The following is a 22,857-nucleotide window of genomic DNA, read 5'->3' as shown; positions in this document are numbered from 1 at the left end:
CTGTTTGTAGAGTTAGCTAATTTAAAATAACCTAAACTGTATTGCCCAGAATCATAATTATCTACTTTTTTAATGACGTTAGAAAAGATATCTCCCTTACTTATTTGTAAGGTAGTTATATATAATATTGAATCTTAAATTACATTTATTGTAAGATTTTATCCTTAAAAGTGTTACATTTGAAACAGAACCTATCATTTAGTGAAGAATTTTATTTACCCCTTATTTTTACTATTGTCCTTCAACTGCCTACTTTATTCCCAAGAACTAACTGTTACTGGCGTTGTAAAGAGTCAAGAGGATAATGCGATTTCTTATGCGAACGTACTCTTATTAAACGCTGCGGATTCTACATTGATTACCGGAACTTCTACAGGAGAAGATGGAACCTTTAAAATCATAAAAATACCTGCAGGCAAGTATTTAATCAAGGCAAGTTTTATTGGTAATGAAAGCGCTTTAAAAGCCTTTATACTTGAAGCGGATAAAAAGCTAGACCCAATAATCTTGAACGAGTCTGATCAAAGGCTTGATGAGGTGGTGGTTACTTCCCAAAAGCCTAGATTGGAAAGAAAAATAGACCGATTGGTTTTTAATGTCGAAAACACTGCCTATGCTGATGGCGACGTGTGGGATATTCTCAAAATTGCACCTAGTATTTTAATTTTAAATAACAAGTTAACGGTGCAGGGAAGTTCTGCCATAGGCGTTTTAATTAATGGACGGAAGATAAATATACCTTATGAGGATATAGTCAACCTTTTATCTGGAACATCTGCCGCCAATGTATTGTCTATTGAGATTATAAATAACCCTCCGGCAAAGTACGGAGCAGAAGATAGTGCCTTGATTAATATTGTAATGAAAAAGAACATCGTTGCGGGTTACAATGGCGCGATCTATAATAAATACACTCAGGGTATTCTGCCCAAACATACTGTTGGTACAGATCACTTTTTTAAAGGCAAGAAAACACAGTTGTCACTCAACTATAGTTTTCAGCCAGGATAGGGATGTTACGTATTATACGGACATTACTAATTTTTCTCAAGATGATGGGTCTGTTTCAACTTGGACAGCAGAACAGGAATATTTGAGTAATCAGCAACAGCATAACCTTTCTGTATTTTTTGATTATGACATTGATGAAAAAAAACGGATGAGTTTTACGAGTATTAACCTTTGGCAGCCAAATAGGTCTCGTATTTATGATACGGACACAGATGTGTCTAATCCAAATTTATGGTCAGATTTTCACACGATTAATAATTCAGAACAACGGAAGCTGAATACTTCATATTACATAGATTATATACAGGACCTAAATGACAAGGGAGCTCAATTGTCATTTAATGGCCACTATACTTTTTACGACAATAAAAATGATCAGGACCTTAACTCCATATTCTTTAATACTGATAACAGTGTTTTTGGTGAAAACGATTTTACTACGGATACGGAGCAAAAAATCAACTTATATAGTGTTCAAGGGGATTATGAATCTCCTTTAGGTGAGGCAGGAAGAATAGAAACCGGTCTGCGTTATGCGGGAATTTCATCCCGAAACACCATTATTCAACGGGGTTTTGATAGAGACCAATAGGAGTTGCACCTGCAGATTCAGGTACTTTTAATTATGACGAATCTATCTATGCCGCTTATATCTCATATTCGGGCAAATGGGACCATTGGAAATTAAAATCAGGTATACGCGCAGAATATGCAGAAACGGCTGGGACTTGGGATAGTGGAGCGCAACGAAACGAAAACCATAATTTTGGATTGTTTCCCTCGGCTTCGCTTGAATATTCACCTAATAAAAAGCACGATTTTAAAGTATATTCTTTTAGAAAGGTCAGTAGACCAAGGTACAATAGTGTTAATCCTTTTCAAATTTTTCAAAGTACCTTCTCAACTATTGAAGGAGACCCAAAATTACTGCCGGCTACCAGATATTACATTGCCGGTGGGTATACATATAACAAAATGTATACGGCAGAGCTGTTTTATAAAAAGGCAAAAAATGGACTCGCAAGCTTAATCTTCCAGAATAACGATAATAATTTGTTGCAGTTTATTTCTTCTAATTTAGATGAAAATGTAGCTTACGGGATTGATTTCACCATTAATAAAAGCTTTTCTAAATTTTACAATTGCTACTTCTTAGCTAGTTTTTATAACGAGACTTCTAATTTTAAGAACCCTACTACCAACATAGAGGTAGACCAACAACAGTTTAGTTGGTTTATAAGAAACAGTAACAGCTTTTCATTTCTTAGCGATCAATCTCTCTCAGCAGATATTAATTTGTTCTACTCATCCGCATTAATAGCGGAGAATGCCATATTTGATGCATTTGGGGCAGTGAACTTCATGATGAGAAAGACGCTTTGCAATAAACAATTAAGTGTATCCATGGGTATTGAAGACATCTTCAATCAGGGAAACCAGTTCAATACCAGAAATTATCAAGACCAAAGCGGTACATCTCTAACAAAAGGAGAGAACCGATTGTTTGTTGCGAGCCTTCGCTACAAGTTTGGTAACTCTAAAATGCGCGATAATAAGAAGTCTAAAAGGGTTGATGAGCGTAACCGCATCTAAATCTCTAATTGAAGTTTAGTAAAATCATTCAGGTACTTAAAGCCTTCAAACATGCCGTAATCTGTTGTGTAATCATTTTTATACCAAAGAGTATTGGTGTAGCAAGCGGTGTTACATCAATAGAATTCAGAGAAGATAGTTATGTTCCTAATTTTAACGGCTTGTAGATTAGTTGTAAATTTGCGGCCATGCCAAAAATAGGAGACATACAACTGCCTGATTTTCCGTTGCTTCTTGCACCAATGGAAGATGTAAGCGACCCACCATTTCGCGCGCTCTGTAAAGAGCAAGGCGCAGATGTGGTGTATACCGAATTTATTTCTTCGGAAGGATTAATTCGCGATGCTGCAAAAAGCGTCATGAAGTTGGATATCTATGAAAAGGAACGGCCTGTAGGCATTCAGATTTTTGGTGCCAACTTGGAATCTATGTTGCGATCGGTAGAAATTGTTGAGAAATCAAGACCGGATATCATCGATATTAACTTTGGTTGCCCAGTTAAAAAAGTAGTTAGTAAAGGTGCTGGTGCAGGAATATTGAAAGATATTGATTTAATGGTATCACTTACCAAAGCTATGGTAGAGCATACCAATTTACCCATTACGGTAAAGACCCGATTGGGTTGGGACGATGATTCTATAAAAATAGTTGAGGTGGCAGAACGTTTACAAGACGTAGGCTGCAAGGCTATTGCAATTCATGGTAGAACCCGTGCGCAAATGTATAAGGGCGATGCCAATTGGAAACCTATTGCTGATGTAAAGAACAACCAGCGCATGCATATACCCGTTTTTGGTAATGGCGATGTAAATACACCGGAAGCCGCCATAAAAATGCGTGATGAATACGGGTTGGACGGCGCTATGATCGGCCGTGCCAGTATCGGTTACCCATGGTTTTTCAATGAGGTAAAGCATTATTTTAAAACAGGAACACATAAAGCACCGCCAACAATGCAAGAGCGTGTAGATGCCGCCAGACGTCATTTACAAATGTCTATTGATTGGAAAGGCGAAAAATTAGGTGTTTTTGAGACCAGAAGGCATTATACCAACTACTTCAAAGGGATACCAAATTTTAAGGAGCACCGAATGAAAATGGTAACTAGTGATGATTCTGTGGACGTATTTTCAGCTTTTGATGAGGTTCTTGAGAAGTTTGGCGATTACGATTTCGCATCTTCTATCGACTAGTCTTTAAATCGAAATCATTTTTTTGGTAATTCTACTACTTGCAATTTTAGAAGCAATTACTCCCAGAATGAAAATCGTACCAAAAACAATCAAGACATTTATAAATTGATATTCTACAGGATAGGGTAGGCTTGGTATGATTTTCAACCACCCGAAAGCTATTTGAGACCATATTAAAAGCGATGCCAATCCCACGCCAATAAGTCCGCCTAGGCCTGTAACCAATATACCTTGAACAAAATAAATACTTCGCAACTCTTTTAGTGTAGTACCTAAACTATAGAGGGTTTTTAGGTTTTGAAGCTTGTCCAGAATCATCATGATAATGGCGCCCACCACATTAAAAAGAGCAATAATCAAAACCAAGGTAAAGACAAGGTAGGTAGCTAAATTTTCCGTGTTAAGCATACGGTGTAATGTACTATTAAGCTCTTGCCGATCTTTTATAATTACTTCATTCCCGAGAACGGCAGCAATTTTACTTTTAACATCTGCCAATTGCGTCTTATTCTTCACCTTAAAATTCACACCAGATACTTGGTTGGGAAGCTTTTCCAATAACTGTTGTACCGATGGCAATTCAGCAAAAACATATTTTTTATCCAAATTCTCTTCTACCGAATATACTCCGCTAAGGACAAGGGATTTTGTTTTAAGCGATTTCTGGGTAAGCGAACCCTTTATGGTTTTAGAGCAAGAACCACCAAAGGATTCTGATATTGGTTGATAGTGAGTCCCAGAATGTTCGTTATGCCAATACCGGCTACGGCTTCTTGGCTATTTATTCGCCAAGTACCGTACAAGAGCATACTATCCATACCCATAACGTGGGTATAATTGGTATCTATGCCTTTTATGAAAGCAATATGCCCTTTTTCACGATGTTTTAGGTATACTTTTTCTTCAAGCTCTTTAGAGTAAAAAGCAAGGTCTTCAATTTGGGCAAGTTGTTCTTCTTGGTTGGGCGTAATAGAAAAGAATTTGCCAGAAGCAGGCAAAGCTTTTAAATCAGGATCAAAAGTATTACTAAAGGAAAGACTAAAGGTTTTTAGTCCTGCAAAACCGGAAAGCACTACAAATAATGCCGCAGAGCCTATAACCGTCACCAAAAAGGTAATAAAGTTGATGACGTTCACCGCATTTTGGCTGCTTTTAGAACGGACATAGCGTTTGGCGATGTAGAACGGAAAATTCAACCTTATATCTTTTTTCTTTTGTCCAAAAGGTCTCTGTTCTCAATAGGGTTGTCTTCGCCTTTAAGCGATTTTTCAATATTTTCAATATAATCCAATGAATCATCTAAAAAGAACAACAATTCAGGTACTCTCCGCAATTGGTTTTTGGTACGCTGAGATAGTTCGTGCTTTATAAGCGGTTGGTTAGATTTAATCCCTTCCATCAGCTCTTTGGCATCTTTGTTAGGAAAAATACTGATATATACTTTGGCAATAGAGAGGTCAGTAGTTACCGAAACTTTCGAAACCGAAATCAACGTACCCTTCAACCCACCTTCAATAGCGGCACGTTGCAGAATATCTACGATATCTCCTTGTATGACCCCTGAAATCTTTTTCTGTCGTTGTGTTTCCATACCGCAAAAATACGTAGAAATAGCGTAATTTAGGGGGATAAACACTTATACGGACAAAATTCACCCTTCAATTGGAAAAAATAGAGCACATAGGCATTGCCGTAAACGATTTAGAGGCTGCAAACGAACGCTTTGGTAAGCTTTTAGGGCAACCACATTATAAGATTGAAGAAGTGCCTTCTGAGGGGGTCCGCACTTCGTTTTTTAAAACGGGAGAAAGTAAGATTGAACTTTTAGAAGCTACTGATGTTGATGGGCCAATTGCCAAGTTCTTAAGCAAAAACGGGGAGGGTATGCACCATATCGCTTTTGCAGTAGATGATATTGAAAAAGAAATGAAAAGATTAAAAGCCGAAGGTTTTATCTTGATCAACGAGAAACCTAAAAAAGGCGCTGATAATAAGTTAGTTGCTTTTCTTCACCCCAAGAGTAGTAATGGGGTATTGATAGAGTTATGTCAAGAAATTGCGGAGTAGATATGCTGTTTTTAAACTTAGTGTAATACTTAGCGTAGTTTAAGGGCGCTATAGGTTAATAAGTTTCTTTTGGGTACGACCCAATGTATTCCACAACTATGCATAAAAATCTTGTGTCAGTTAAAAATAAGTAGTAATATTGCATCCGCAATTCACGAGTTCTGTAATAGCTGGTTTGAGCACCAGTCTTTATCGGTTTTAATCGAAAAAAGGATTTACAAAGCTAAATTTTGAATTGTAACCGGTCCTATAGCTCAGCTGGTTAGAGCACCTGACTCATAATCAGGTGGTCCCTATTCGAGTCCAGGTGGGACCACAGAAAACCTCTCAGAACATCTGTTCTTGAGAGGTTTTTTTATTTTAGGTGATGTAAATTTAAAAACATCTACCGTCAATTTTCCCATCTTGCCTTAGCATACTTTCTTATAAATCCCGATATTTAGAACAGTAACCCATCTAATTTTAATTGAATACGATGAGAAATGAAGACCTTAATGGCACAAAGCTGAAAAATAGCTGGTATCATGAACCCAAAAGTAGAAGAATTTCTGAACAACCTTAATCAATGGAAAGAAGAGCTCATAAGACTTCGTGAGTTGATTTTGGATTGTGGGCTGGAGGAAGAGTTTAAATGGATGCATCCATGTTATACCTATAAGGGAAAAAATATTTTGCTTATCCACGGGTTCAAGAACTACTGCGCTTTACTTTTTAATAAAGGAGCATTGCTACAGGATTCTAAACAAATTTTGATTCAACAAACAGAAAATACGCAATCTGCCCGGCAAATTAGATTTACCAATCTAGCCCAGGTTGAGGAAAAGCAATCTATCATCAAACAATATATTTTAGAGGCTGTTGAGGTAGAAAACTTGGGGCTGAAACTAAAGGCAAAAAAGGTAACGGATTTTGAAACCCCAGATGAGTTAAAACAAAAATTCAAAGAAAATCCTGCATTTAAGAAAGCTTTTAAGGGCCTCACGCTCAAGGCAAAAGGGCTATCTTTTACATTTTTCCAAACCCAAACAATCCAAAACCCGAATCTCTAGAATAGATAAAAATACAGACCGCATTTTTGAGGGTTACGGGCTAAACGATTGCACTTGCGGCCGCTCCAAACGAATGCCCAATTGTGATGGGTCTCATAAAAATTAGATTAACTGTTACCTTGGTAAATTTTGTGGTCTAAATAGTGGGCACTGGCAAAGTAAAGTTTTCTTGTAGAAGCCCGACAAACCCCTTAACATTACATACCTTTTACAACATTTGGCTAATAGCCGGAACGGCAACAAAAAAGAAAATAATGAACGAAACTTTCTACATAAAAAATATGGTCTGTAACCGTTGTATAGCTTCGGTTTTAGAAATATTTAATATCGAAAATTATACGGTAGAGTCTATTGAATTAGGGAAAGTGGTCGCTGCAGAAGGGCAAGGAAGCCGTAAGGAGAACTTAGCCAATGCTTTGACCAAAATAGGGTTTGAGCTCATTGAAAATGAAACGGATACGGTTGTTGAACAGATAAAAGTAAAGCTGATTCATAAAATTGAAACGGGAGAAACAGAACACCTATTTCAATCTTTAGCAGAAGAGTTTAGCAAGACGGAGACGGCTTTAAGCAAAATGTTTAGTAAGTCAGAAGGGATGACCTTGGAAAAGTACACCATCAACTTAAAAATTGAAAAAGTAAAAGAATATATACAATTGGGACAGCTTAACTTTTCTGAAATAGCATACGCCCTTAACTATAAAACTAGCAGCCATTTGGCAAGGCAGTTTAAAACAGTTACCGGAATGTCTATGAGCGATTATAAGAGTTTGAAAAACTGGAATAGAAAGACGTTGGACCAAATTGTATAAATAAGAATCGGAATTGTGAAAAGGATTGGCGCTAGCTCTTTTTAATTTTACCGAACAAAATAAATCTAAAATGACACATACCTATCATATACACGGAATGACTTGCAACGGATGTCGCGGTCATGTTGAACAAACGCTCTCTAGGGTTGCTGGTGTAACCAGCGCTTCGGTGAATTTAGAGAAGGCAGAGGCTACTATTGAGATGGAGTCTCACATTCCTATCGAAACTTTCCAAAAAGCGCTGTTAGATGATGGAGGTTCATATAGTATTCATAATGCAGGAGAACATCAACATCACCCAGTAGAAAAAGCCGAAAAGCCAAAAGGTAATGGCACTGGCGTTTTCTATTGCCCAATGCATTGTGAGGATGATAAAACCTATGATGAGGCAGGTGATTGCCCCGTTTGTGGAATGGATCTGGTAGAAGAGCAAAATCTAAGCGCAACCACTGCAGAACAATGGACATGTCCTATGCACCCGGAAATTATTCGTGATGAACCGGGTAGTTGTCCTATTTGTGGCATGGATTTGGTGCCTTTGCAACCGGACCTTTCTGCGGAAGAAAAAACGTATAATAAGCTTTCAAAAAAATTCTGGATAGCGCTTGCTTTAACCTTGCCCATCTTTCTCATTGCCATGAGTGAGATGATTCCTAATAATCCATTGTACGATGTTATGGAACAGAAATGGTGGAACTGGATTCAGTTTGCGCTTTCTATTCCCGTGGTGTTCTATGCTACATGGATGTTTTTTGAACGTGCCTACCGTAGTATAAAAACTTGGAACCTAAATATGTTCACCCTCATTGGTATTGGTGCCGGTGTGGCTTGGTTGTTCAGTGTTTTTGGAATGTTGTTTCCAGACTTTTTTCCGCCACAATTTAAAACGGAATCTGGCGCAGTGCACGTTTATTTTGAGGCCGCAACAGTTATTCTTACGTTAGTTTTAATGGGACAAGTACTTGAAGCGCGAGCACATAGTAAGACCAATTCTGCAGTAAAGGAATTGTTGAAACTTGCCCCTAATAAAGCAGTCCGTGTTGTAGATGGAGTTGAAGAAGAAGTTTCGATTGAAAAAATTCAAAAAGGAGATACACTACGTGTGAAACCATATGAAAAAATTCCTGTGGATGGTGTTATTACTGAAGGGCAGACCACTGTTGATGAATCTATGATTTCGGGAGAACCTATTCCGGTTAATAAAATAATAGAAGATAAAGTAAGTAGTGGTACTATAAACGGGAATCAGACTTTCTTAATGAAGGCCGAAAAAGTGGGGAATGATACCTTGCTGTCTCAAATTGTACAAATGGTGAACGATGCTAGTCGTAGTCGTGCACCTATACAGAAGTTGGCAGATACCGTTTCTAGTTATTTTGTGCCCGTTGTGGTAATTATTTCGGTAATTACATTTGCAGTTTGGGCCATTTGGGGTCCAGAACCTGCGTACGTATTTGCCCTAGTGAATGCTATTGCTGTTTTAATTATTGCGTGTCCTTGTGCTTTAGGTCTGGCAACACCTATGTCTATTATGGTTGGGGTTGGTAAAGGAGCTCAAAACGGTGTATTGGTGAAGAATGCAGAAGCTCTAGAGAAAATGTACAAAGTAGATACGCTGATTGTAGATAAAACAGGAACCATCACCGAAGGAAAACCAACGGTGGAAGCTATTGGAACTTCAAAAGGAGATTATTCCGAAAATGAAGTATTACAGTACATAGCCTCTCTGAATAGTTCTAGTGAACATCCACTTGCGGAAGCAACGGTTAAATACGGAAAAGAACAAGGTGTGGAAGTGTTGAAAACCGAAAATTTTAATGCCGTAACCGGAAAAGGGGTGGAAGGCAAAATTGATAGTAAAAAAGTGGCGTTGGGTAACATTAAAATGATGGAACATGTTAATGCAGCTTTAAGCTCCGACTTCCAAAATGAGGCCAACGAGCATCAAAAGAAAGGCAAAACGGTATCCTATTTAGCTATTGATGAAGCGGTTGTTGGCTTTGTTGTTATTGGCGATAAAATAAAAGAAACAAGTGCCCAAGCTATTAAAGCACTTCAAGAAAAAGGAATAGCCGTTATAATGCTTACAGGAGATAATCATGATACTGCGCAAGCAGTGGCCAAAGAGCTGAACCTTCAAGATTTTAAAGCAGGAATGCTTCCTGAGGACAAACTAGCTGAGGTCAAAAAACTGCAAGAACAAGGTCATGTAGTCGCTATGGCGGGTGATGGTATTAATGATGCACCTGCTTTAGCAAAAAGTGATGTAGGTATTGCCATGGGAACAGGAACAGACGTAGCTATTGAAAGTGCTATGATAACCCTCGTAAAAGGCGATTTGCACGGTATTGTAAAAGCTAGGAACCTTAGTGATGCCGTAATGAAGAACATTAAGCAAAACCTGTTTTTCGCATTAATCTATAATACCATTGGTATTCCAATTGCAGCAGGCGTATTGTATCCTGTTTTTGGACTTTTGTTATCACCAATGATTGCAGCGCTTGCTATGAGTTTTAGCTCGGTATCTGTCATTGCAAACGCACTTAGATTAAAAGCGACCAAAATTGACTAGCTAAAGAAAACTCGTCTTTGATATGATTTATATGGTGAAATGTATAGTGATTATAGAATGATATATAAATAGTTAAAAATCAATTTATTAGAGTTAATAAAGATGAATTAGGGATTTTAATTTTAGATATGAGCTAATTACTCAATCAGAGAAATAGCAGATTTTTTTCGAAGTTGAAAATCAATAATCTAAATCTAAAAATTATGGAGAACAAAGACAAAATGGATAATAATAACTATAGAAAATTTGTACTGATGTTAGTGGCCTCTTTTATTGCCATGTACATCACTATGTATTTAAACACCTATGCCATAGACCATGTGTATTTTAGTCTAACAAGGTTTTATATGAGCTGTTTGGGTATTTCGGCCATGGCAATAATCATGTTCGTTGCCATGCGGAATATGTATAAAAATCAAAAGAAGAATATCGCGATTGTATTGGGCAGTATTACTTTGTTTGTAACTGCCCTAACATTGGTACGCGCGCAGGCGCCAATTGTGGGAGATGTGTTGTGGATGAAAGCTATGATTCCCCATCACTCTATAGCTATATTAACAAGTGAACGAGCCAATATTCAGGATCCCGAAGTTAAAGCTTTGGCAGATGATATTATCAAAGCGCAGAAAAAGGAAATTGAAGAAATGAAGGCTATGATTAAACGCCTAGAAAACTAATAATAGTCAACAAAATGCTGTATGCTTTGTTGAGATCAGTCTAAAATAAAAACCATGAATAAAAATATCTTGTACATAAGTATTTCCGCAGTGGTAGGCCTCTTAGCGGGTTGGTTAATCTTTGGAAATAGCGCTAATAGCGTAGAGTCAAAAGAAGCAATACAGGTTTCTGCTGCAGAACATAATCATTCAGGAGATAGTATGGATGAAATGTGGACATGTTCCATGCATCCTCAGATTATGCTTCCTGAAGCTGGCGCTTGTCCTATTTGTGGTATGGACTTGATTCCTGCAGAAGTGGGTGCCAATGGCTTATTGGCAGAACAGTTTAGCTAACCGAAAACGCTATGGCCTTGGCTAATATTCAAACCGTTTTGGTGGGAGAAAATAGCGTCGCTTCGGAAGGCGGGGTTATGCTCTCTGGTAGAATAGCAATAAATGGAGATGAAACAGCCATACAGCCAGCACATTTTGACGGACGGATAGAGAAGTTATATGTTACCTCCTTAGGCCAAAAAGTAAACAAAGGGCAGGCAGTAGCTAAAGTGTATTCACTATGGGCTAGTTGCTGCACAACAAGAGCTGATTACAGCTTATAAATTAAAGGAATCTCAACCTCAATTGTACAAAGCGGTACAAGCTAAATTTAAGAATTGGAAAGTCCATGGTCCAGAATTAGACGAGGTTATAAAGACGGGAAAAACAAAAGAGAGTTTTACCATTTATTCTCATGTCTCTGGTATAGTAACGGAAATAGCTGTGAGCGATGGAGCTCATATTATGGACGGAAAACCAATTTTTAAAGTGTCTAACCTAAATACCGTTTGGGCAGATTTTGATGTGTACGAAAATCAGATTTCCCAGTTTAAAAAAGGGGAGCAGATACGGGTAACCACTAATGCGTATCCTAATAAAGTCTTTAAAGCTAAAGTGTCTTATATAGGCCCTATTCTAAACGTCCAGACCAGAACTGTAACGCTTAGGGCTGTATTGAACAATAAGGATGGGGTCTTTAAACCAGGGATGTTCGTTCAGGGTAAAGTAAATTCTAATACTACGGTTAATGAAAGTGTAATTACTGTGCCAGCATCAGCTGTGATGTGGACAGGAAAACGCTCGTTGGTGTATGTGAAATCGGACTTTGAAGAACTTGTTTTTGAAATGAGAGAAGTGACTATTGGGAATAGTACCGGAGAGAATGTAACTATAATAGATGGACTAGAAAATGGCGAAGAAATTGTGGTGAACGGAACTTTTACAGTTGATGCTGCTGCACAGTTACAGGGTAAAAAATCTATGATGAATCAAAAAAGCAAGCATTAATATCGTTTGAAGTGTGGGTAGAGGTTTGCGAATCTTAGGGTGCGGCAATGGTCCAGAGAAATTTAAGTTATATTTGCTGCACTCATTATTAGTGATTTGGACAAAAAACAAACGACATTAAAGGATATTGCCGCGAAACTTAATGTTTCTATTTCTACAGTTTCCAGAGCATTACAAGGCAATCCTCGTATTAGCGCACAAACCAGAGAGAAAGTACTTGAGTTAGCAAAAGAGTACAATTATTTTCAGACTAAACACATAAACCCTTTTGCTAAAAAGAAAATACAGGCGGTTGGTGTTATTGTGCCCAGTATAAAGTATCACCTGTATGCTATGGCTATTTCTGGTATAGAAGAAATACTAGAAAAACACCAGATGCAAATCATTATCTGCCAATCTAACGAGTCGTATGAGAGAGAGCAAATATTGGTAAAAGAGCTATTGGATATTGGTGTAGCGGGACTGATTGTGTCTTTAGCTAGTGAGACAAAAGAATTCGACCATTTTTTGGAAGCTAAGAAAAGAAAGATTCCATTAGTGTTTTTCAATCGTCTTTGTGATGAGGTTGAGTCTGATAAAGTTATTATTGATAATTTTAAAGCGGCCTATGATGCTACTCAGCATTTAATTTCCGTGGGATGCAAGCGCATTGCATATATAGGTGGGCCAAAGATTTTGCAAATAAGTTCAACCCGACTTTTGGGATATAAGAAAGCCTTAGTGGACGCTAACTTAACGGTTGAGGAGAAGCTTATTGAAAACACCAACTTTACGCGGGAAGGAAACCTCAGCACAGCAAGAAAATTATTGTATTCTCCAGAGCATCCAGATGGCGTATTGGCTTTTAGTGATCAGGTTGCCATAGGGGTAATGCTTGCTGCCAAGGAACGCGGTCTGAAAATGGCGGAGGACTTGGCGATTATCGGCTTTAATAATGAGCCAATTGATGAGCTTTTAGAGCCTTCACTTACAAGTATTGACCAGCCCAGCTACCAAATGGGTGTGGAGTCTGCAAAGTTGATTATAGATCGGATTGAAAATTACGAGAAAGATGTATCTCGGGTGGTCTTAAAATCAGAATTGGTGATTCGTAATTCTACTAATAAAAATAAGTCTTAGAGCAAGCTAAAATTTTAGCTGCGGAGCTTAAAATTCTTTCATATAAACGGAAAAACGATATGTTCAATATGTTTTTTCAATCTAGCAATTCTTCTCGAGAAGCACTCATTACTCTAGCTTATCTTTAGGTATTCAAATGTATTTTTTGGATTGTTGAAATACGTATAATATATTTTATTTTAATGCAAAATATTGCGCATTTGTATCGTAAAATACAACCATGTTTACTTGTTGTGATACTTTTTATAGAAATTTATCCTATATTCGTTGCTATTATCAACTAAATATTATTTTGTGCAAATATTGTGCAAAATATAGTATAACTACAATAAGAAAGAATTAAAATGGGAAAAACGTACAAAATCGCTGTAGTTAATGGCGACGGAATAGGAGCTGAAATTGTTCCTGCTGGAGTTTCCGTGCTTGATGCGGTAGCCAATAAATATGGATTTAAACTAGATAAACAAGAGTTTCCTTTTGGAGCGGGATATTTTAAAGAGCATGGCAAATTCATGTCAGAAGACGCTTTAGAAACCCTTAAAGAATTTGATGCTATATTTTTTGGTGCAGTAGGTTTACCAGAGGTAGATGATACGTTGCCTGCTAGAGATTATACGTTTCGAGTAAGAACTTCATTTGAGCAGTATGTAAATTATAGACCTGTAAAATTATTTCCATAAGGTAGAAAGTCCGCTTCGGTATAAAACTGAAAAAGATATAGACTTTGTGGTTGTTCGGGAGAATAATGAAGGCGAGTTCGTTCAGAGTGGAAAAATAATGCACGGAGACAAGCCGGGAGGTATGGCCATGGATACCAGCATCTTTACTAGATTTGGTATTGAGAGAATTGCTCATTATTCTTTTAAATTGGCGCGTAAACGAAACAGCAAAGTTACCAATGTAACTAAATCCAACACACTTATTAATAGTTTGGCCTATTGGGATAGGGTTATTGCAGAGGTGGCACAAGAGTACCCAGATGTAGAATACAGCAAAATGTACATTGACAATGCTTCGGCAAGTTTTGTATTGCGTCCGGAAATTTTTGATGTTATTTTGACAACCAACCTTTTTGGCGATATTTTATCCGATCTTGGTGGTGCCATTATGGGTAGTTTGGGTCTTGGAGGTAGTGGAAATATTAATCCTGAGAAAGATTTTCCTTCTATGTTTGAACCTATTCATGGCTCTGCACCGGATATTGCGGGGCAGAACATCGCAAATCCAATCGGGCAAATTTGGTCTGCAGCAATAATGTTGGACCATTTAGGAGAAACTGAAGCAGCAAAAGAGATTATGGCAGGTATAGAAGCAGCGACCGCAAAAGGCAATTTAACAAAAGACCTTCGCGGTACGGCCTCAACATCTGAAGTTGCGGAAAGCGTGGTGCAATTTATCAACGCAACAAAATTATCAACCATATAAATTAGAATGGTAAATAGAAAAATTATTGACCTCACTTTGCCTATTGAAGCAGGCGTTAAAGGAGTAGCTATAGACCATAGGCCAAAACTTTGGCAAAAGATGGTTGGAACGCTACCACCTTACACTTGTATTCTCATAGTGGTACCCATATGGATGCTCCTGTACATTTTGAGGTCAATGATCAGACGATAGACCAACTTCCTGTTGACCGCTTTGTTTCTGAAGCATGGGTTGTTAACCTTACGGATATCAAACCTAAAGAATCTATTACGGTTGCTCATTTGGGAGCTATTGCAGAAAAAGTAGAACAAGGACAAAGTTTGCTTTTACACACGGGTTGGAGTAAAAAATTGGGCACGGATGAATATCGTAATGCTTTACCTAGAATTAGCCCTGAACTGGCCCATTGGTTGGGTGAAAAAAAAGTAAATATTCTTGGTGTTGAACCTCCTTCCGTGGCAGATGTCAATAATATCAAGGAAGTTACGGAGGTGCATACCATTTTAATGAAAAACGACATCATTATAGTTGAAGGACTTACCAATTTAGAAGCACTTTCGCAATCAAAAGTGACTTTGGTGGCGCTACCGTTAAAGGTTGAAAATGGTGATGGCGCCCCTGCGCGTATCATTGCAATAGAAAATTGAATTTCATGTCTCACTCAGCACTTTTAAAATCAATTGAAGAGGGAGGAGGCCTTTTGGGCCTAGAAAAAGAAATTCGTGCAGAACTCGCCAAAAACCCAAAATCCATAGTTGTTTTAGATGATGACCCAACGGGTACCCAAACAGTGCACGGTGTTCCTGTAATTACTGAATGGACAGAAGAAATATTGGAGAATGAATTGCTGGTAAGCCCTGTGTTCTTTATACTTACCAACTCAAGGAGTCTTCAGGCTTATGAAGCGAACATATTAGGTAAACTCATAGGTTCTAGGTTGCAGAAAGTAGCTGATAAACATCAAAAAAAACTGATTGTCATTAGCCGAAGCGATTCTACTTTAAGGGGACATTATCCCAATGAAGTTGATGCCTTGGCAAAAGGTATGGGCTTGAAAAAAACAAAGCACATATTAGCTCCCGCCTTTTTTGAAGGTGGACGTTATACGTATGAGGATATTCATTATGTGAAAGAAGGAAATGAGTTCATTCCTGCCGCAAAAACTCCTTTTGCACAAGACAACACCTTTGGTTACTCAGCATCCAATTTAAAAGATTGGATAATAGAAAAATCAGAAGGAATCGTAAACAAAAAAAATATTGCAAGTGTTTCGGTTCAAGCACTTAGAAATAAATCATCCGAAGAAATAAAATCGATAATAGAACAACCGGAGATAACGCATATTATAGCGAACGCCACATCATACCCCGATTTGCAGGCCATGGCGCTTGTAATTTTAAAGAGTGAAAGTTCTTTTGTTTTTAGAACTGCGGCATCTTTTATTAATACAATTTCTGGTATTGCTATAAAACCATGTTTAACAAAAGATGAAATTCTAAAAAAACCTTCATCAAATGGTGCACTTGTGGTAATTGGCTCTTACGTTCCCAAAACTACTGCTCAACTAGTGTATTTAAAAGAGCGAAGTAATGCAGTTTTTCTTGAATTAAATGTGACCAATGTGTTCGATATTGGAGTTTTCTGTAAAGAATTGGTCTTACTGGTGGAGAAAGTAGAAAACCATCTTAAAGTGGGTAAAGATGTAGTCATTTTCACTAGTAGAGAAGTGAAAAAAGGAACCTCAAAAAGCGAGAGTCTTGAAATTGTAAACAGGGTTTCTAATGCATTAATATCCATAGTTAAAAAGATAAGGGTACGACCCAAATATATTCTTGCAAAAGGAGGTATTACTTCTAGTGATGTTGCTACAAAAGGTCTTAATGTACGCCGCGCAAATGTTTTAGGGCAGGTGCTAAAAGGTGTACCTGTTTGGCAATTGGACAGCGATGCAAAATTTCCTGATATGCCCTATATTGTATTTCCTGGCAATGTTGGAGATGATACTGCACTATATGAACTGATTTCCTTATTGAAATAAAAAATTATGAAAACACAGGGCTATTTTCCTAAACGGTATTTTATGGTTGTAGGCACTTTTTTGCTGGCCTTACTTCTTTATGTAGACCGTGTTTGTATTTCAGTGGCCAAAGAGCCAATTTCTGCAGCTTTGGACTTGAGCGATAAACAAATGGGATGGGTCTTGGCTGCTTTTTCCTTGGGGTATGCTCTTTTTCAAACTCCGGCCGGCATGCTTTCCGATTCTTTGGGCCCGCGCAAAGTACTTGCGGCTATTGTAGCTGTTTGGTCAGTTTTTACCGCTTTAACTGGAGCTGCATTTAATTTTATGTCCCTCTTGGTAGTTCGGTTTCTTTTTGGGGCAGGAGAAGCTGGTGCTTTTCCATAAATGTCAAGAGCTATTTATACGTGGATTCCCTTGCAAGAAAGGGGTCTTGTTACGGGTATTAATTTTTCCGGGTCTAGATTGGGGGCGGCATTCGCTCTTCCTATGGTAGCTTGGATGATAGATGATTTTGGATGGCGGTCTTCTTTTATGATTTTAGGGGTTGTTGGTGTAGCTTGGGCAGTCGCTTGGTTTGTGTTTTTTAGAGATATGCCGGAAGAGCATCCCCATATTTCAAACGAAGAAAAAGAATTTATACTTGCCACAAGGCAGCCACAAGATACAGGGGTAAAAGCCAAAAAAATAAACATGGGCGACCTGTTGAAGTCCAAAAATATATGGTTGGCTATGGGGCAATACTTCTGTAGTAACTTTACTTTTTTCTTTGCTCTTACCTTACTCTTCCCGCACGTAAAAAGCGAGTATGGTCTAAACACTATGGAAGCCGGTTTATATACTGCAATTCCCTTAATTTTCGGTGCTTTCGGAAACTGGACATCAGGAGCTCTAAGTGACCGAATCTATAAAAAGGGAAATTGGGACAGGTCGCGTATTCTTCCCGCTTCAATTTTTTTTTTCTAGCTGCAGTAGGACTTATTGGAAGTATTTATATGGATTCCGTGGAAGGTGCCATTCTGTTTTTAAGTCTGGCTATTTTTGGAGCGGATATGACCTTGCCATCTTCTTGGGCTTTTTGCGTAGATATTGGAAAGGAACATTCCGGAGCAGTATCGGGAACAATGAATATGGCCGGAAACATTGGAGCATTCCTAACCGCATTGGCATTTCCGTACTTGCAATCTTGGACAGAATCTACTACTCCGTTCTTTGTGGTGGGCGCACTATTGAATAGTATTGCAATTCTAATGTGGTACAACATGAAGCCTCAAAGGCATTTCTCTACCTATTAATAAAGGCGGTATGGTAAAATTAAAAGGAGTTTGTATAGGAGCGGGTTATTTTAGTCAGTTTCATTTTGAAGCATGGAAAAGAATCGATGCTGTTGAGATTGTTGGTGTTTGTGACTCGGTTAAAGAACGAGCAGAGGGCATAGTTGATACCTACGGTTTTAAGCAGGCTTACACTAGTGTTGAGGAAATGTTCCTTAACGAGAGGCCAGATTTTGTAGATATCATAACTCCTCCGGAAAGCCATTTGGAGCTTTGTAAATTAGCGGTAGCACATAACATTCAGATTATTTGTCAAAAACCGTTGGCGCCAACTTTAGAAGAGGCCAAAGAGATTGAATCGCTTATTTCTAATTCAGATGTTAGGATGATGGTGCATGAAAATTTCCGTTTTCAACCTTGGCATAGGGAACTTAGAAAACTTTTGGATACTCAGGTAATTGGTTCCAAGTTGCACACCTTAAATTTACGAATGCGAATGGGCGACGGTTGGCAGACCGATGCGTATATGAACAGACAGCCTTATTTCAGGGAAATGGAGCGGTTGCTTATCTACGAAACTGGAATTCATTTTATAGATGTATTTAGATATTTGGGAGGAGAAATCACGGAGGTATACGCTAAACTTAGAACGCTCAATACAAATATTAAAGGTGAAGATTTTGCTTGGGTAAATTTTGATTTTGCCAATGGCGGTCTTGGTTTTTTAGATGCAAATAGATATAATGAAAACACTTCCGAAGACCCAAGGTTAACCTTTGGTGCCGTACTTATTGAAGGAGACAAGGGTAGTTTACGTCTTTATGATGACGGAAAGATTACCATTCAGCTTTTGGGAAAAGAAGAGCAAGAACACAAGTATAGCTTTAAAAAGCAAAATTTTGCAGGAGATTGTGTTTTTGCCACGCAGCAACATTTTGTCTCTAACCTTATTGCAGGAACTCCCTTTGAAACCGACGTTGCCAGTTACATTCCGAATATTTTAGTATTGGAAAAAATCTACGAATCCAGCGCTAAAAAAACGCCTTTAATGGTTTAAATTTATCCTCTACCAATTAAGTCTTAATTTCTAATTTTGCTTGTATTCATATGACCCTTTTGGTTGTAAGGTTTTGGCTTTTAGAACGACTTATATTTCCCTTTTAAAATGAATTTTTTGCAACACACTGAGCTACATTAATTTAGTTCAAAAAAGGGGTTATTCTATAATTTTGATGATAGATTGATTATGAAAGAAATAAAAACAAATAAAATACCGTATTCCATATTAGAATTAGCAACTGTAGGAGCTGGTTTTACGCCAAAAGAAGTTTTTGATAATAGTTTAGAATTGGCCCAAAAAGCCGAAGAATTTGGATATAACCGTTTTTGGTTGGCGGAGCATCATAATATGTTGAGTATTGCTAGTTCTGCTACTTCTGTGCTTATGGGGCACATTGCTGGCGGAACAAAAAAGATACGCGTAGGTTCAGGTGGTATTATGCTGCCAAACCACTCATCTCTGCTCATAGCGGAACAGTTTGGTACTTTGGCTTCATTGTACCCAGGGCGAATAGATTTAGGTCTAGGAAGTGCTCCGGGAACGGATCAGGTAACAGCAAACGCTATTAGGCCGGATAGAATGGAAGCGGTCTACCGTTTTCCTGAAGAAATGCATAACATTCAGAAGTACTTTTCAAAAGATAATAAGGATGCAAAAGTTAGGGCACCTATTGCAGAGGGTGTAGACGTACCTATCTATATTTTGGGCTCTAGTACCGATAGTGCTTATTTAGCGGCAAAAGAGGGGCTTCCTTATGTTTTTGCGAGCCATTTTGCACCTACACATCTTTTAGAAGCTTTAAATATTTATTACAATAATTTTCAGCCTTCAAAATATTTGCAAGATCCGTATTCGGTTGCGGCTATAAATGTGGTTGCTGCAGAAACTGATGAGGAAGCAGATACGATATCTACTTCTATGTTGCGTTTAATGTTGGGCGTTATGACCGGAAAGATTGATTATATGCAGCCAGCAATAAAAATGACGCCAGAATTGAAACAGGTTTCTGTAGACCCTGCATTTCAGCGTATGCTTAAATATGCTTTTGTTGGAAGCAAGGCCACAGTTAAAGAAAAAACGGAAGCTTTTATCAAGCAGACAGGAGTAAATGAAGTAATTGCAGTTTCACATATTTACGACCAAAAAGATAGAATTAATTCGTTCCGTCTTTTCTCTGAGGTAATGAATGAAATGTAAAATTGATGAAGATTAGGCTACGATTTACGTAGCCTAATCTTCATCTTTCTTGTTGACCAACCCTTTCGTAAATTCGTTCAGGGTTTCTACTTTTTCCTCAAAATCACCCTTTATCGTCTTTCTGAACTCGTTGAGGTTCTTTACTAAATCATCTATGTTGTCTGGAATGACATCTTCAAAAAACTGACGTAAGCGTTTGGCTGTAGTTGGAGACTTTCCATTGGTAGAAATAGCCACTTTTACATTTCCTTTGGTAACTATGCCACCCATATAGAAATCACAAAAAGGAGGGTTGTCCGCTACGTTTACCAATATACTTTGTGCTCTACAATCATGATATACTTGCTCATTTACCTTAACGATATCCGTTGTAGCAACTACCATGTGTTTTCCTTTTAAGAAGGTTTCATTATACTCGTTTAAATGCATGGTAATTCCAAACTTATTGGCTAATGCAATTGTTTCTTCCCTAAACATGGGTGATACCATTTCTACTTGGGCATTAGGGCTTGACTTTAATAAGAAAGTCAATTTTTCTAAAGCTACGTTTCCGCCGCCCACAATTAAGATATTTAAATTCGATACTTTAAGAAATACCGGGTACAATTCATTCCGCTCCATGCTCTTCTTCTTGTTTTTCTGTTCTATAATTGATGGTAACACGCGTTCCTTCGCCTAGAATAGAATTAATAAATAGCCTACCGTTTATGTAATCTATTCGCTCTTTCATAAAAAAGAGTCCCATTCCGCCTTCGCTATTATTTTTAGGTACTTGCCCTAAAATGGATTCGTCAAAACCTTTTCCATCATCATCAATTACAACACTTAAGATATCGTTTTTGTAATTAATGGTTACTAGTATATAACTTGCTTCGGCATATTTGATGGCATTATTGACTGCTTCTTGTACAACTCTATAAACATTGGTTTCTGCTAGTGAATCAAATCTAATGTGTTCATCGGTCTTATTGTCAAAAAGAATTGTTTTCCCTGTTAGTTTAGACAGCTCTACCGTCATTTTTTGAAGCGCCGGAAAAATGCCATGATCACTAAGTTCTGGTGGTGTAAGGTTAAATGTGGCCGTACGTACACCCTTAATCAAATCTGAGGTCAGAGTCTTCAGGTAGGCAATCTTTTCTATTGTCTTATCCTTGTTCTCTGGGTCAATAGATTCAATATTGAATTTTAATGCAGTCAGCATTTGACCAATTCCATCATGAATGTCTTTGGCAATACGTTTCCGTTCTTCTTCTTGCCCCTCTACGATTTGGCTTGCCTGTACTTTCTTTTGAAGCATTCGTTCTTCAAAATTCTGCTTGGTAAGTTGCTCTACCTTTATGCTATTCTCCTTACGCTCTGTAATATCAGAACACAAAATAAGAATGCTTTGTTGCCTGCTAGATTGATGCATAGGAACGATAGACATGTCCAACCAAAAATCCTTTCCTTCTAAAGTGGTGATTTTAATTTCCTCTGTGCGGATTACATTTTTTCTATTACCCTTAAGCACCTCTCTAAGGTACTCTTGTTGGCCAGAGTCTGTTGTGAGAATTTCTGCTAAGGGCTTATTTAATTGGTTTTCGGTAATACCCAGCAAGCCTAGAAATTTTTTACTGATAAAAACAATGCTACCATCTTTCCGTGCACTTGCAAACAGGGCTGCATTATCTATTACAAAATTCAGCTCTTGTAATTCTTGGAGGGATTTTTCTTTCTCTGAATACAGTTGCTGTACTTCTTTGGCGCGAGCATCTGAATTTACCTGGTTTTGCATTAGATTGCCAATAGTCTTACGAATTTGTAATGAAAGGGGTTTAAAGATAAACACAATCTCAAGTAATAATATGAGCAAGGAAATGCAAAGAAGGATATACTCTTTTTGCTTTAAGTTTTTTAGTTTGGTCTTACTGCGTTCATCATATTGATTTACGATGTCATCCATTAGTTGTAGAAAACGATTTTCGTTTTGCAGTACAACAGCAACATTTTGTTCTAAATTAGCTTCAGTTAGACTATTATTATGATAAGAGGTAATTATTGTTTCTGCAGCTTGTACCATTGCCGAATGATGTGGCTCTAGCGTATTGAACAACTCTAAAATTTCAGTGTCATCCTCATTGGGAAGACCTTTATCTTCATCTCCATTTTGTAAGGCTATATGAGAGTGTTTCCAAATAGAAATGGTCTTGGAGAGCTCTTTTATTTTTGGAGCAATTTCAGCTTTGAGAAAGTCACTTTTAATGAGTAATAACTCCTTCGTCAACTTTTGACTGTAAGCTCTTTGGAACCCCGCTACATTAATAACACGAGAATCACTCAATTGCGAATTCAGGTGTAACTGAATCAAAATCTGTGAGATAATAATAGTGACAGCAATGCCTGCCAAAGCCCATAGGTACCATTTTCTGATACTTAGAAAAGTCTCAGAATCTAACGGTAATTGGGTTTTGTCATTTGGCATAGTACAC

26 protein-coding genes, 1 tRNA gene and 1 pseudogene are annotated in these 22,857 nt (G+C 37.9%); 23 read left to right on the top strand and 5 right to left on the bottom strand.

Annotated features, from left to right (window positions below):
- Nucleotides 1-201: 201 nt before the first annotated feature.
- The 4 genes from Q5W13_RS08210 to dusB all read left to right on the top strand — a co-directional run bounded on the left by Q5W13_RS08210 (nucleotide 202) and on the right by dusB (nucleotide 3,797).
- Nucleotides 202-1,011 carry a carboxypeptidase-like regulatory domain-containing protein gene (locus Q5W13_RS08210; RefSeq protein ID WP_304445966.1) on the top strand — a complete coding sequence of 270 codons (810 nt, stop codon included), beginning with the start codon at nucleotides 202-204 and terminating at the stop codon, nucleotides 1,009-1,011.
- Nucleotides 941-1,603 (top strand): outer membrane beta-barrel protein, encoded by a 663-nt coding sequence (locus tag Q5W13_RS08205; RefSeq protein ID WP_304445965.1) that lies wholly within the window; start codon nucleotides 941-943, stop codon nucleotides 1,601-1,603. Before Q5W13_RS08210 ends, Q5W13_RS08205 begins: the two co-directional genes overlap by 71 nt.
- Nucleotides 1,600-2,604, top strand: a complete 1,005-nt coding sequence (locus Q5W13_RS08200) for an outer membrane beta-barrel family protein (protein ID WP_368662550.1) — start codon at nucleotides 1,600-1,602, stop codon at nucleotides 2,602-2,604. Before Q5W13_RS08205 ends, Q5W13_RS08200 begins: the two co-directional genes overlap by 4 nt.
- Before the next feature lie 188 nt (nucleotides 2,605-2,792).
- Nucleotides 2,793-3,797, top strand: a complete 1,005-nt coding sequence (gene dusB / locus Q5W13_RS08195) for a tRNA dihydrouridine synthase DusB (RefSeq protein WP_304445964.1) — start codon at nucleotides 2,793-2,795, stop codon at nucleotides 3,795-3,797.
- 3 nt (nucleotides 3,798-3,800) lie between these two features.
- Here dusB and Q5W13_RS24805 read toward each other — a convergent pair whose 3' ends face one another.
- From Q5W13_RS24805 to rbfA, 3 genes are all read right to left on the bottom strand, one after another.
- The gene (locus Q5W13_RS24805; protein WP_368662488.1) at nucleotides 3,801-4,403 is read right to left on the bottom strand and encodes an ABC transporter permease; all 603 of its coding nucleotides are present in this window, start codon (nucleotides 4,401-4,403) and stop codon (nucleotides 3,801-3,803) included.
- Between the two features lie 74 nt (nucleotides 4,404-4,477).
- Entirely contained in the window at nucleotides 4,478-4,993 is a 516-nt protein-coding gene (locus tag Q5W13_RS24800; RefSeq protein ID WP_368662487.1) for a hypothetical protein, read from the bottom strand.
- A 2-nt stretch (nucleotides 4,994-4,995) separates the two neighbouring features.
- Nucleotides 4,996-5,388 (bottom strand): 30S ribosome-binding factor RbfA, encoded by a 393-nt coding sequence (gene rbfA / locus Q5W13_RS08185; RefSeq protein WP_155595361.1) that lies wholly within the window; start codon nucleotides 5,386-5,388, stop codon nucleotides 4,996-4,998.
- 71 nt (nucleotides 5,389-5,459) lie between these two features.
- Between rbfA and mce the strand changes: the two genes are divergently transcribed.
- From mce to Q5W13_RS08095, 19 genes and pseudogenes are all read left to right on the top strand, one after another.
- Nucleotides 5,460-5,864, top strand: coding sequence for a methylmalonyl-CoA epimerase (gene mce / locus Q5W13_RS08180; RefSeq protein WP_194533187.1), 405 nt, complete (start codon nucleotides 5,460-5,462; stop codon nucleotides 5,862-5,864).
- Nucleotides 5,865-6,107: 243 nt separating this feature from the next.
- Nucleotides 6,108-6,180: transfer RNA gene (locus Q5W13_RS08175), tRNA-Ile, on the top strand.
- A 208-nt stretch (nucleotides 6,181-6,388) separates the two neighbouring features.
- Nucleotides 6,389-6,913 carry a YdeI/OmpD-associated family protein gene (locus Q5W13_RS08170; RefSeq protein WP_368662486.1) on the top strand — a complete coding sequence of 175 codons (525 nt, stop codon included), beginning with the start codon at nucleotides 6,389-6,391 and terminating at the stop codon, nucleotides 6,911-6,913.
- Nucleotides 6,813-7,019: a CDGSH iron-sulfur domain-containing protein gene (locus tag Q5W13_RS24795; RefSeq protein ID WP_368662549.1), complete on the top strand. Its 207-nt coding sequence runs from the start codon at nucleotides 6,813-6,815 to the stop codon at nucleotides 7,017-7,019. Before Q5W13_RS08170 ends, Q5W13_RS24795 begins: the two co-directional genes overlap by 101 nt.
- Nucleotides 7,020-7,167: 148 nt before the next feature.
- Complete coding sequence (locus Q5W13_RS08165; RefSeq protein WP_304445963.1) at nucleotides 7,168-7,725, top strand: helix-turn-helix domain-containing protein; 558 nt, start codon at nucleotides 7,168-7,170, stop codon at nucleotides 7,723-7,725.
- Nucleotides 7,726-7,795: 70 nt separating this feature from the next.
- Entirely contained in the window at nucleotides 7,796-10,297 is a 2,502-nt protein-coding gene (locus tag Q5W13_RS08160) for a heavy metal translocating P-type ATPase (RefSeq protein ID WP_304445962.1), read from the top strand.
- Between the two features lie 203 nt (nucleotides 10,298-10,500).
- Nucleotides 10,501-10,974: a DUF305 domain-containing protein gene (locus Q5W13_RS08155; protein ID WP_304445961.1), complete on the top strand. Its 474-nt coding sequence runs from the start codon at nucleotides 10,501-10,503 to the stop codon at nucleotides 10,972-10,974.
- 54 nt (nucleotides 10,975-11,028) lie between these two features.
- Nucleotides 11,029-11,310, top strand: a complete 282-nt coding sequence (locus Q5W13_RS08150) for a heavy metal-binding domain-containing protein (RefSeq protein ID WP_304445960.1) — start codon at nucleotides 11,029-11,031, stop codon at nucleotides 11,308-11,310.
- A gap of 17 nt (nucleotides 11,311-11,327) precedes the next feature.
- Nucleotides 11,328-11,573, top strand: a complete 246-nt coding sequence (locus tag Q5W13_RS08145) for an efflux RND transporter periplasmic adaptor subunit (protein ID WP_304445959.1) — start codon at nucleotides 11,328-11,330, stop codon at nucleotides 11,571-11,573.
- A gap of 22 nt (nucleotides 11,574-11,595) precedes the next feature.
- Entirely contained in the window at nucleotides 11,596-12,297 is a 702-nt protein-coding gene (locus Q5W13_RS08140) for an efflux RND transporter periplasmic adaptor subunit (RefSeq protein ID WP_304445958.1), read from the top strand.
- 96 nt (nucleotides 12,298-12,393) lie between these two features.
- Nucleotides 12,394-13,416, top strand: coding sequence for a LacI family DNA-binding transcriptional regulator (locus tag Q5W13_RS08135; RefSeq protein WP_304445957.1), 1,023 nt, complete (start codon nucleotides 12,394-12,396; stop codon nucleotides 13,414-13,416).
- A gap of 344 nt (nucleotides 13,417-13,760) precedes the next feature.
- Nucleotides 13,761-14,096 (top strand): isocitrate/isopropylmalate family dehydrogenase, encoded by a 336-nt coding sequence (locus Q5W13_RS08130; RefSeq protein ID WP_304445956.1) that lies wholly within the window; start codon nucleotides 13,761-13,763, stop codon nucleotides 14,094-14,096.
- Nucleotides 14,097-14,142: 46 nt separating this feature from the next.
- Nucleotides 14,143-14,841: an isocitrate/isopropylmalate dehydrogenase family protein gene (locus Q5W13_RS08125; RefSeq protein ID WP_304445955.1), complete on the top strand. Its 699-nt coding sequence runs from the start codon at nucleotides 14,143-14,145 to the stop codon at nucleotides 14,839-14,841.
- An 89-nt stretch (nucleotides 14,842-14,930) separates the two neighbouring features.
- On the top strand, nucleotides 14,931-15,488 hold the full coding sequence (locus Q5W13_RS08120) for a cyclase family protein (protein WP_304445954.1): 558 nt from the start codon (nucleotides 14,931-14,933) through the stop codon (nucleotides 15,486-15,488).
- A 5-nt stretch (nucleotides 15,489-15,493) separates the two neighbouring features.
- Nucleotides 15,494-16,879 (top strand): four-carbon acid sugar kinase family protein, encoded by a 1,386-nt coding sequence (locus Q5W13_RS08115; RefSeq protein WP_304445953.1) that lies wholly within the window; start codon nucleotides 15,494-15,496, stop codon nucleotides 16,877-16,879.
- Nucleotides 16,880-16,885: 6 nt separating this feature from the next.
- Nucleotides 16,886-17,824 (top strand): annotated as a pseudogene (locus Q5W13_RS08110) (MFS transporter).
- Nucleotides 17,825-17,853: 29 nt separating this feature from the next.
- A complete protein-coding gene (locus Q5W13_RS08105; RefSeq protein ID WP_304445952.1) occupies nucleotides 17,854-18,153 on the top strand; it encodes an MFS transporter in 300 nt (99 codons plus the stop codon).
- A 10-nt stretch (nucleotides 18,154-18,163) separates the two neighbouring features.
- Entirely contained in the window at nucleotides 18,164-19,189 is a 1,026-nt protein-coding gene (locus Q5W13_RS08100) for a Gfo/Idh/MocA family protein (protein WP_304445951.1), read from the top strand.
- Nucleotides 19,190-19,378: 189 nt separating this feature from the next.
- Nucleotides 19,379-20,389: an LLM class flavin-dependent oxidoreductase gene (locus tag Q5W13_RS08095; protein ID WP_304445950.1), complete on the top strand. Its 1,011-nt coding sequence runs from the start codon at nucleotides 19,379-19,381 to the stop codon at nucleotides 20,387-20,389.
- Between the two features lie 33 nt (nucleotides 20,390-20,422).
- Here the strand turns inward: Q5W13_RS08095 and Q5W13_RS08090 are convergent, their stop codons facing one another.
- The gene (locus Q5W13_RS08090) at nucleotides 20,423-21,010 is read right to left on the bottom strand and encodes a precorrin-2 dehydrogenase/sirohydrochlorin ferrochelatase family protein (protein ID WP_214610477.1); all 588 of its coding nucleotides are present in this window, start codon (nucleotides 21,008-21,010) and stop codon (nucleotides 20,423-20,425) included.
- Complete coding sequence (locus Q5W13_RS08085; protein ID WP_304445949.1) at nucleotides 20,997-22,850, bottom strand: PAS domain-containing sensor histidine kinase; 1,854 nt, start codon at nucleotides 22,848-22,850, stop codon at nucleotides 20,997-20,999. The genes Q5W13_RS08090 and Q5W13_RS08085 overlap by 14 nt, the downstream gene beginning before the upstream one ends.
- Between the last annotated feature and the right edge of the window lie 7 nt (nucleotides 22,851-22,857).

It is taken from the genome of Zobellia laminariae, from assembly GCF_030553095.1.
Taxonomy (GTDB): Bacteria; Bacteroidota; Bacteroidia; order Flavobacteriales; family Flavobacteriaceae; genus Zobellia; species Zobellia laminariae.
This window is presented reverse-complemented; position numbering and strand designations above follow the sequence as displayed.

Bases quoted from the DNA above. Each gene is read 5' to 3' on its own strand.
- dusB (WP_304445964.1), top strand. From the start codon at position 2,793: ATGCCAAAAATAGGAGACATACAACTGCCTGATTTTCCGTTGCTTCTT.
- rbfA (WP_155595361.1), bottom strand. From the start codon at position 5,388: ATGGAAACACAACGACAGAAAAAGATTTCAGGGGTCATACAAGGAGAT.
- Q5W13_RS08170 (WP_368662486.1), top strand. From the start codon at position 6,389: ATGAACCCAAAAGTAGAAGAATTTCTGAACAACCTTAATCAATGGAAA.
- Q5W13_RS08165 (WP_304445963.1), top strand. From the start codon at position 7,168: ATGAACGAAACTTTCTACATAAAAAATATGGTCTGTAACCGTTGTATA.
- Q5W13_RS08160 (WP_304445962.1), top strand. From the start codon at position 7,796: ATGACACATACCTATCATATACACGGAATGACTTGCAACGGATGTCGC.
- Q5W13_RS08155 (WP_304445961.1), top strand. From the start codon at position 10,501: ATGGAGAACAAAGACAAAATGGATAATAATAACTATAGAAAATTTGTA.
- Q5W13_RS08150 (WP_304445960.1), top strand. From the start codon at position 11,029: ATGAATAAAAATATCTTGTACATAAGTATTTCCGCAGTGGTAGGCCTC.
- Q5W13_RS08130 (WP_304445956.1), top strand. From the start codon at position 13,761: ATGGGAAAAACGTACAAAATCGCTGTAGTTAATGGCGACGGAATAGGA.
- Q5W13_RS08115 (WP_304445953.1), top strand. From the start codon at position 15,494: ATGTCTCACTCAGCACTTTTAAAATCAATTGAAGAGGGAGGAGGCCTT.
- Q5W13_RS08105 (WP_304445952.1), top strand. From the start codon at position 17,854: ATGGATTCCGTGGAAGGTGCCATTCTGTTTTTAAGTCTGGCTATTTTT.
- Q5W13_RS08100 (WP_304445951.1), top strand. From the start codon at position 18,164: ATGGTAAAATTAAAAGGAGTTTGTATAGGAGCGGGTTATTTTAGTCAG.
- Q5W13_RS08095 (WP_304445950.1), top strand. From the start codon at position 19,379: ATGAAAGAAATAAAAACAAATAAAATACCGTATTCCATATTAGAATTA.
- Q5W13_RS08090 (WP_214610477.1), bottom strand. From the start codon at position 21,010: ATGGAGCGGAATGAATTGTACCCGGTATTTCTTAAAGTATCGAATTTA.
- Q5W13_RS08085 (WP_304445949.1), bottom strand. From the start codon at position 22,850: ATGCCAAATGACAAAACCCAATTACCGTTAGATTCTGAGACTTTTCTA.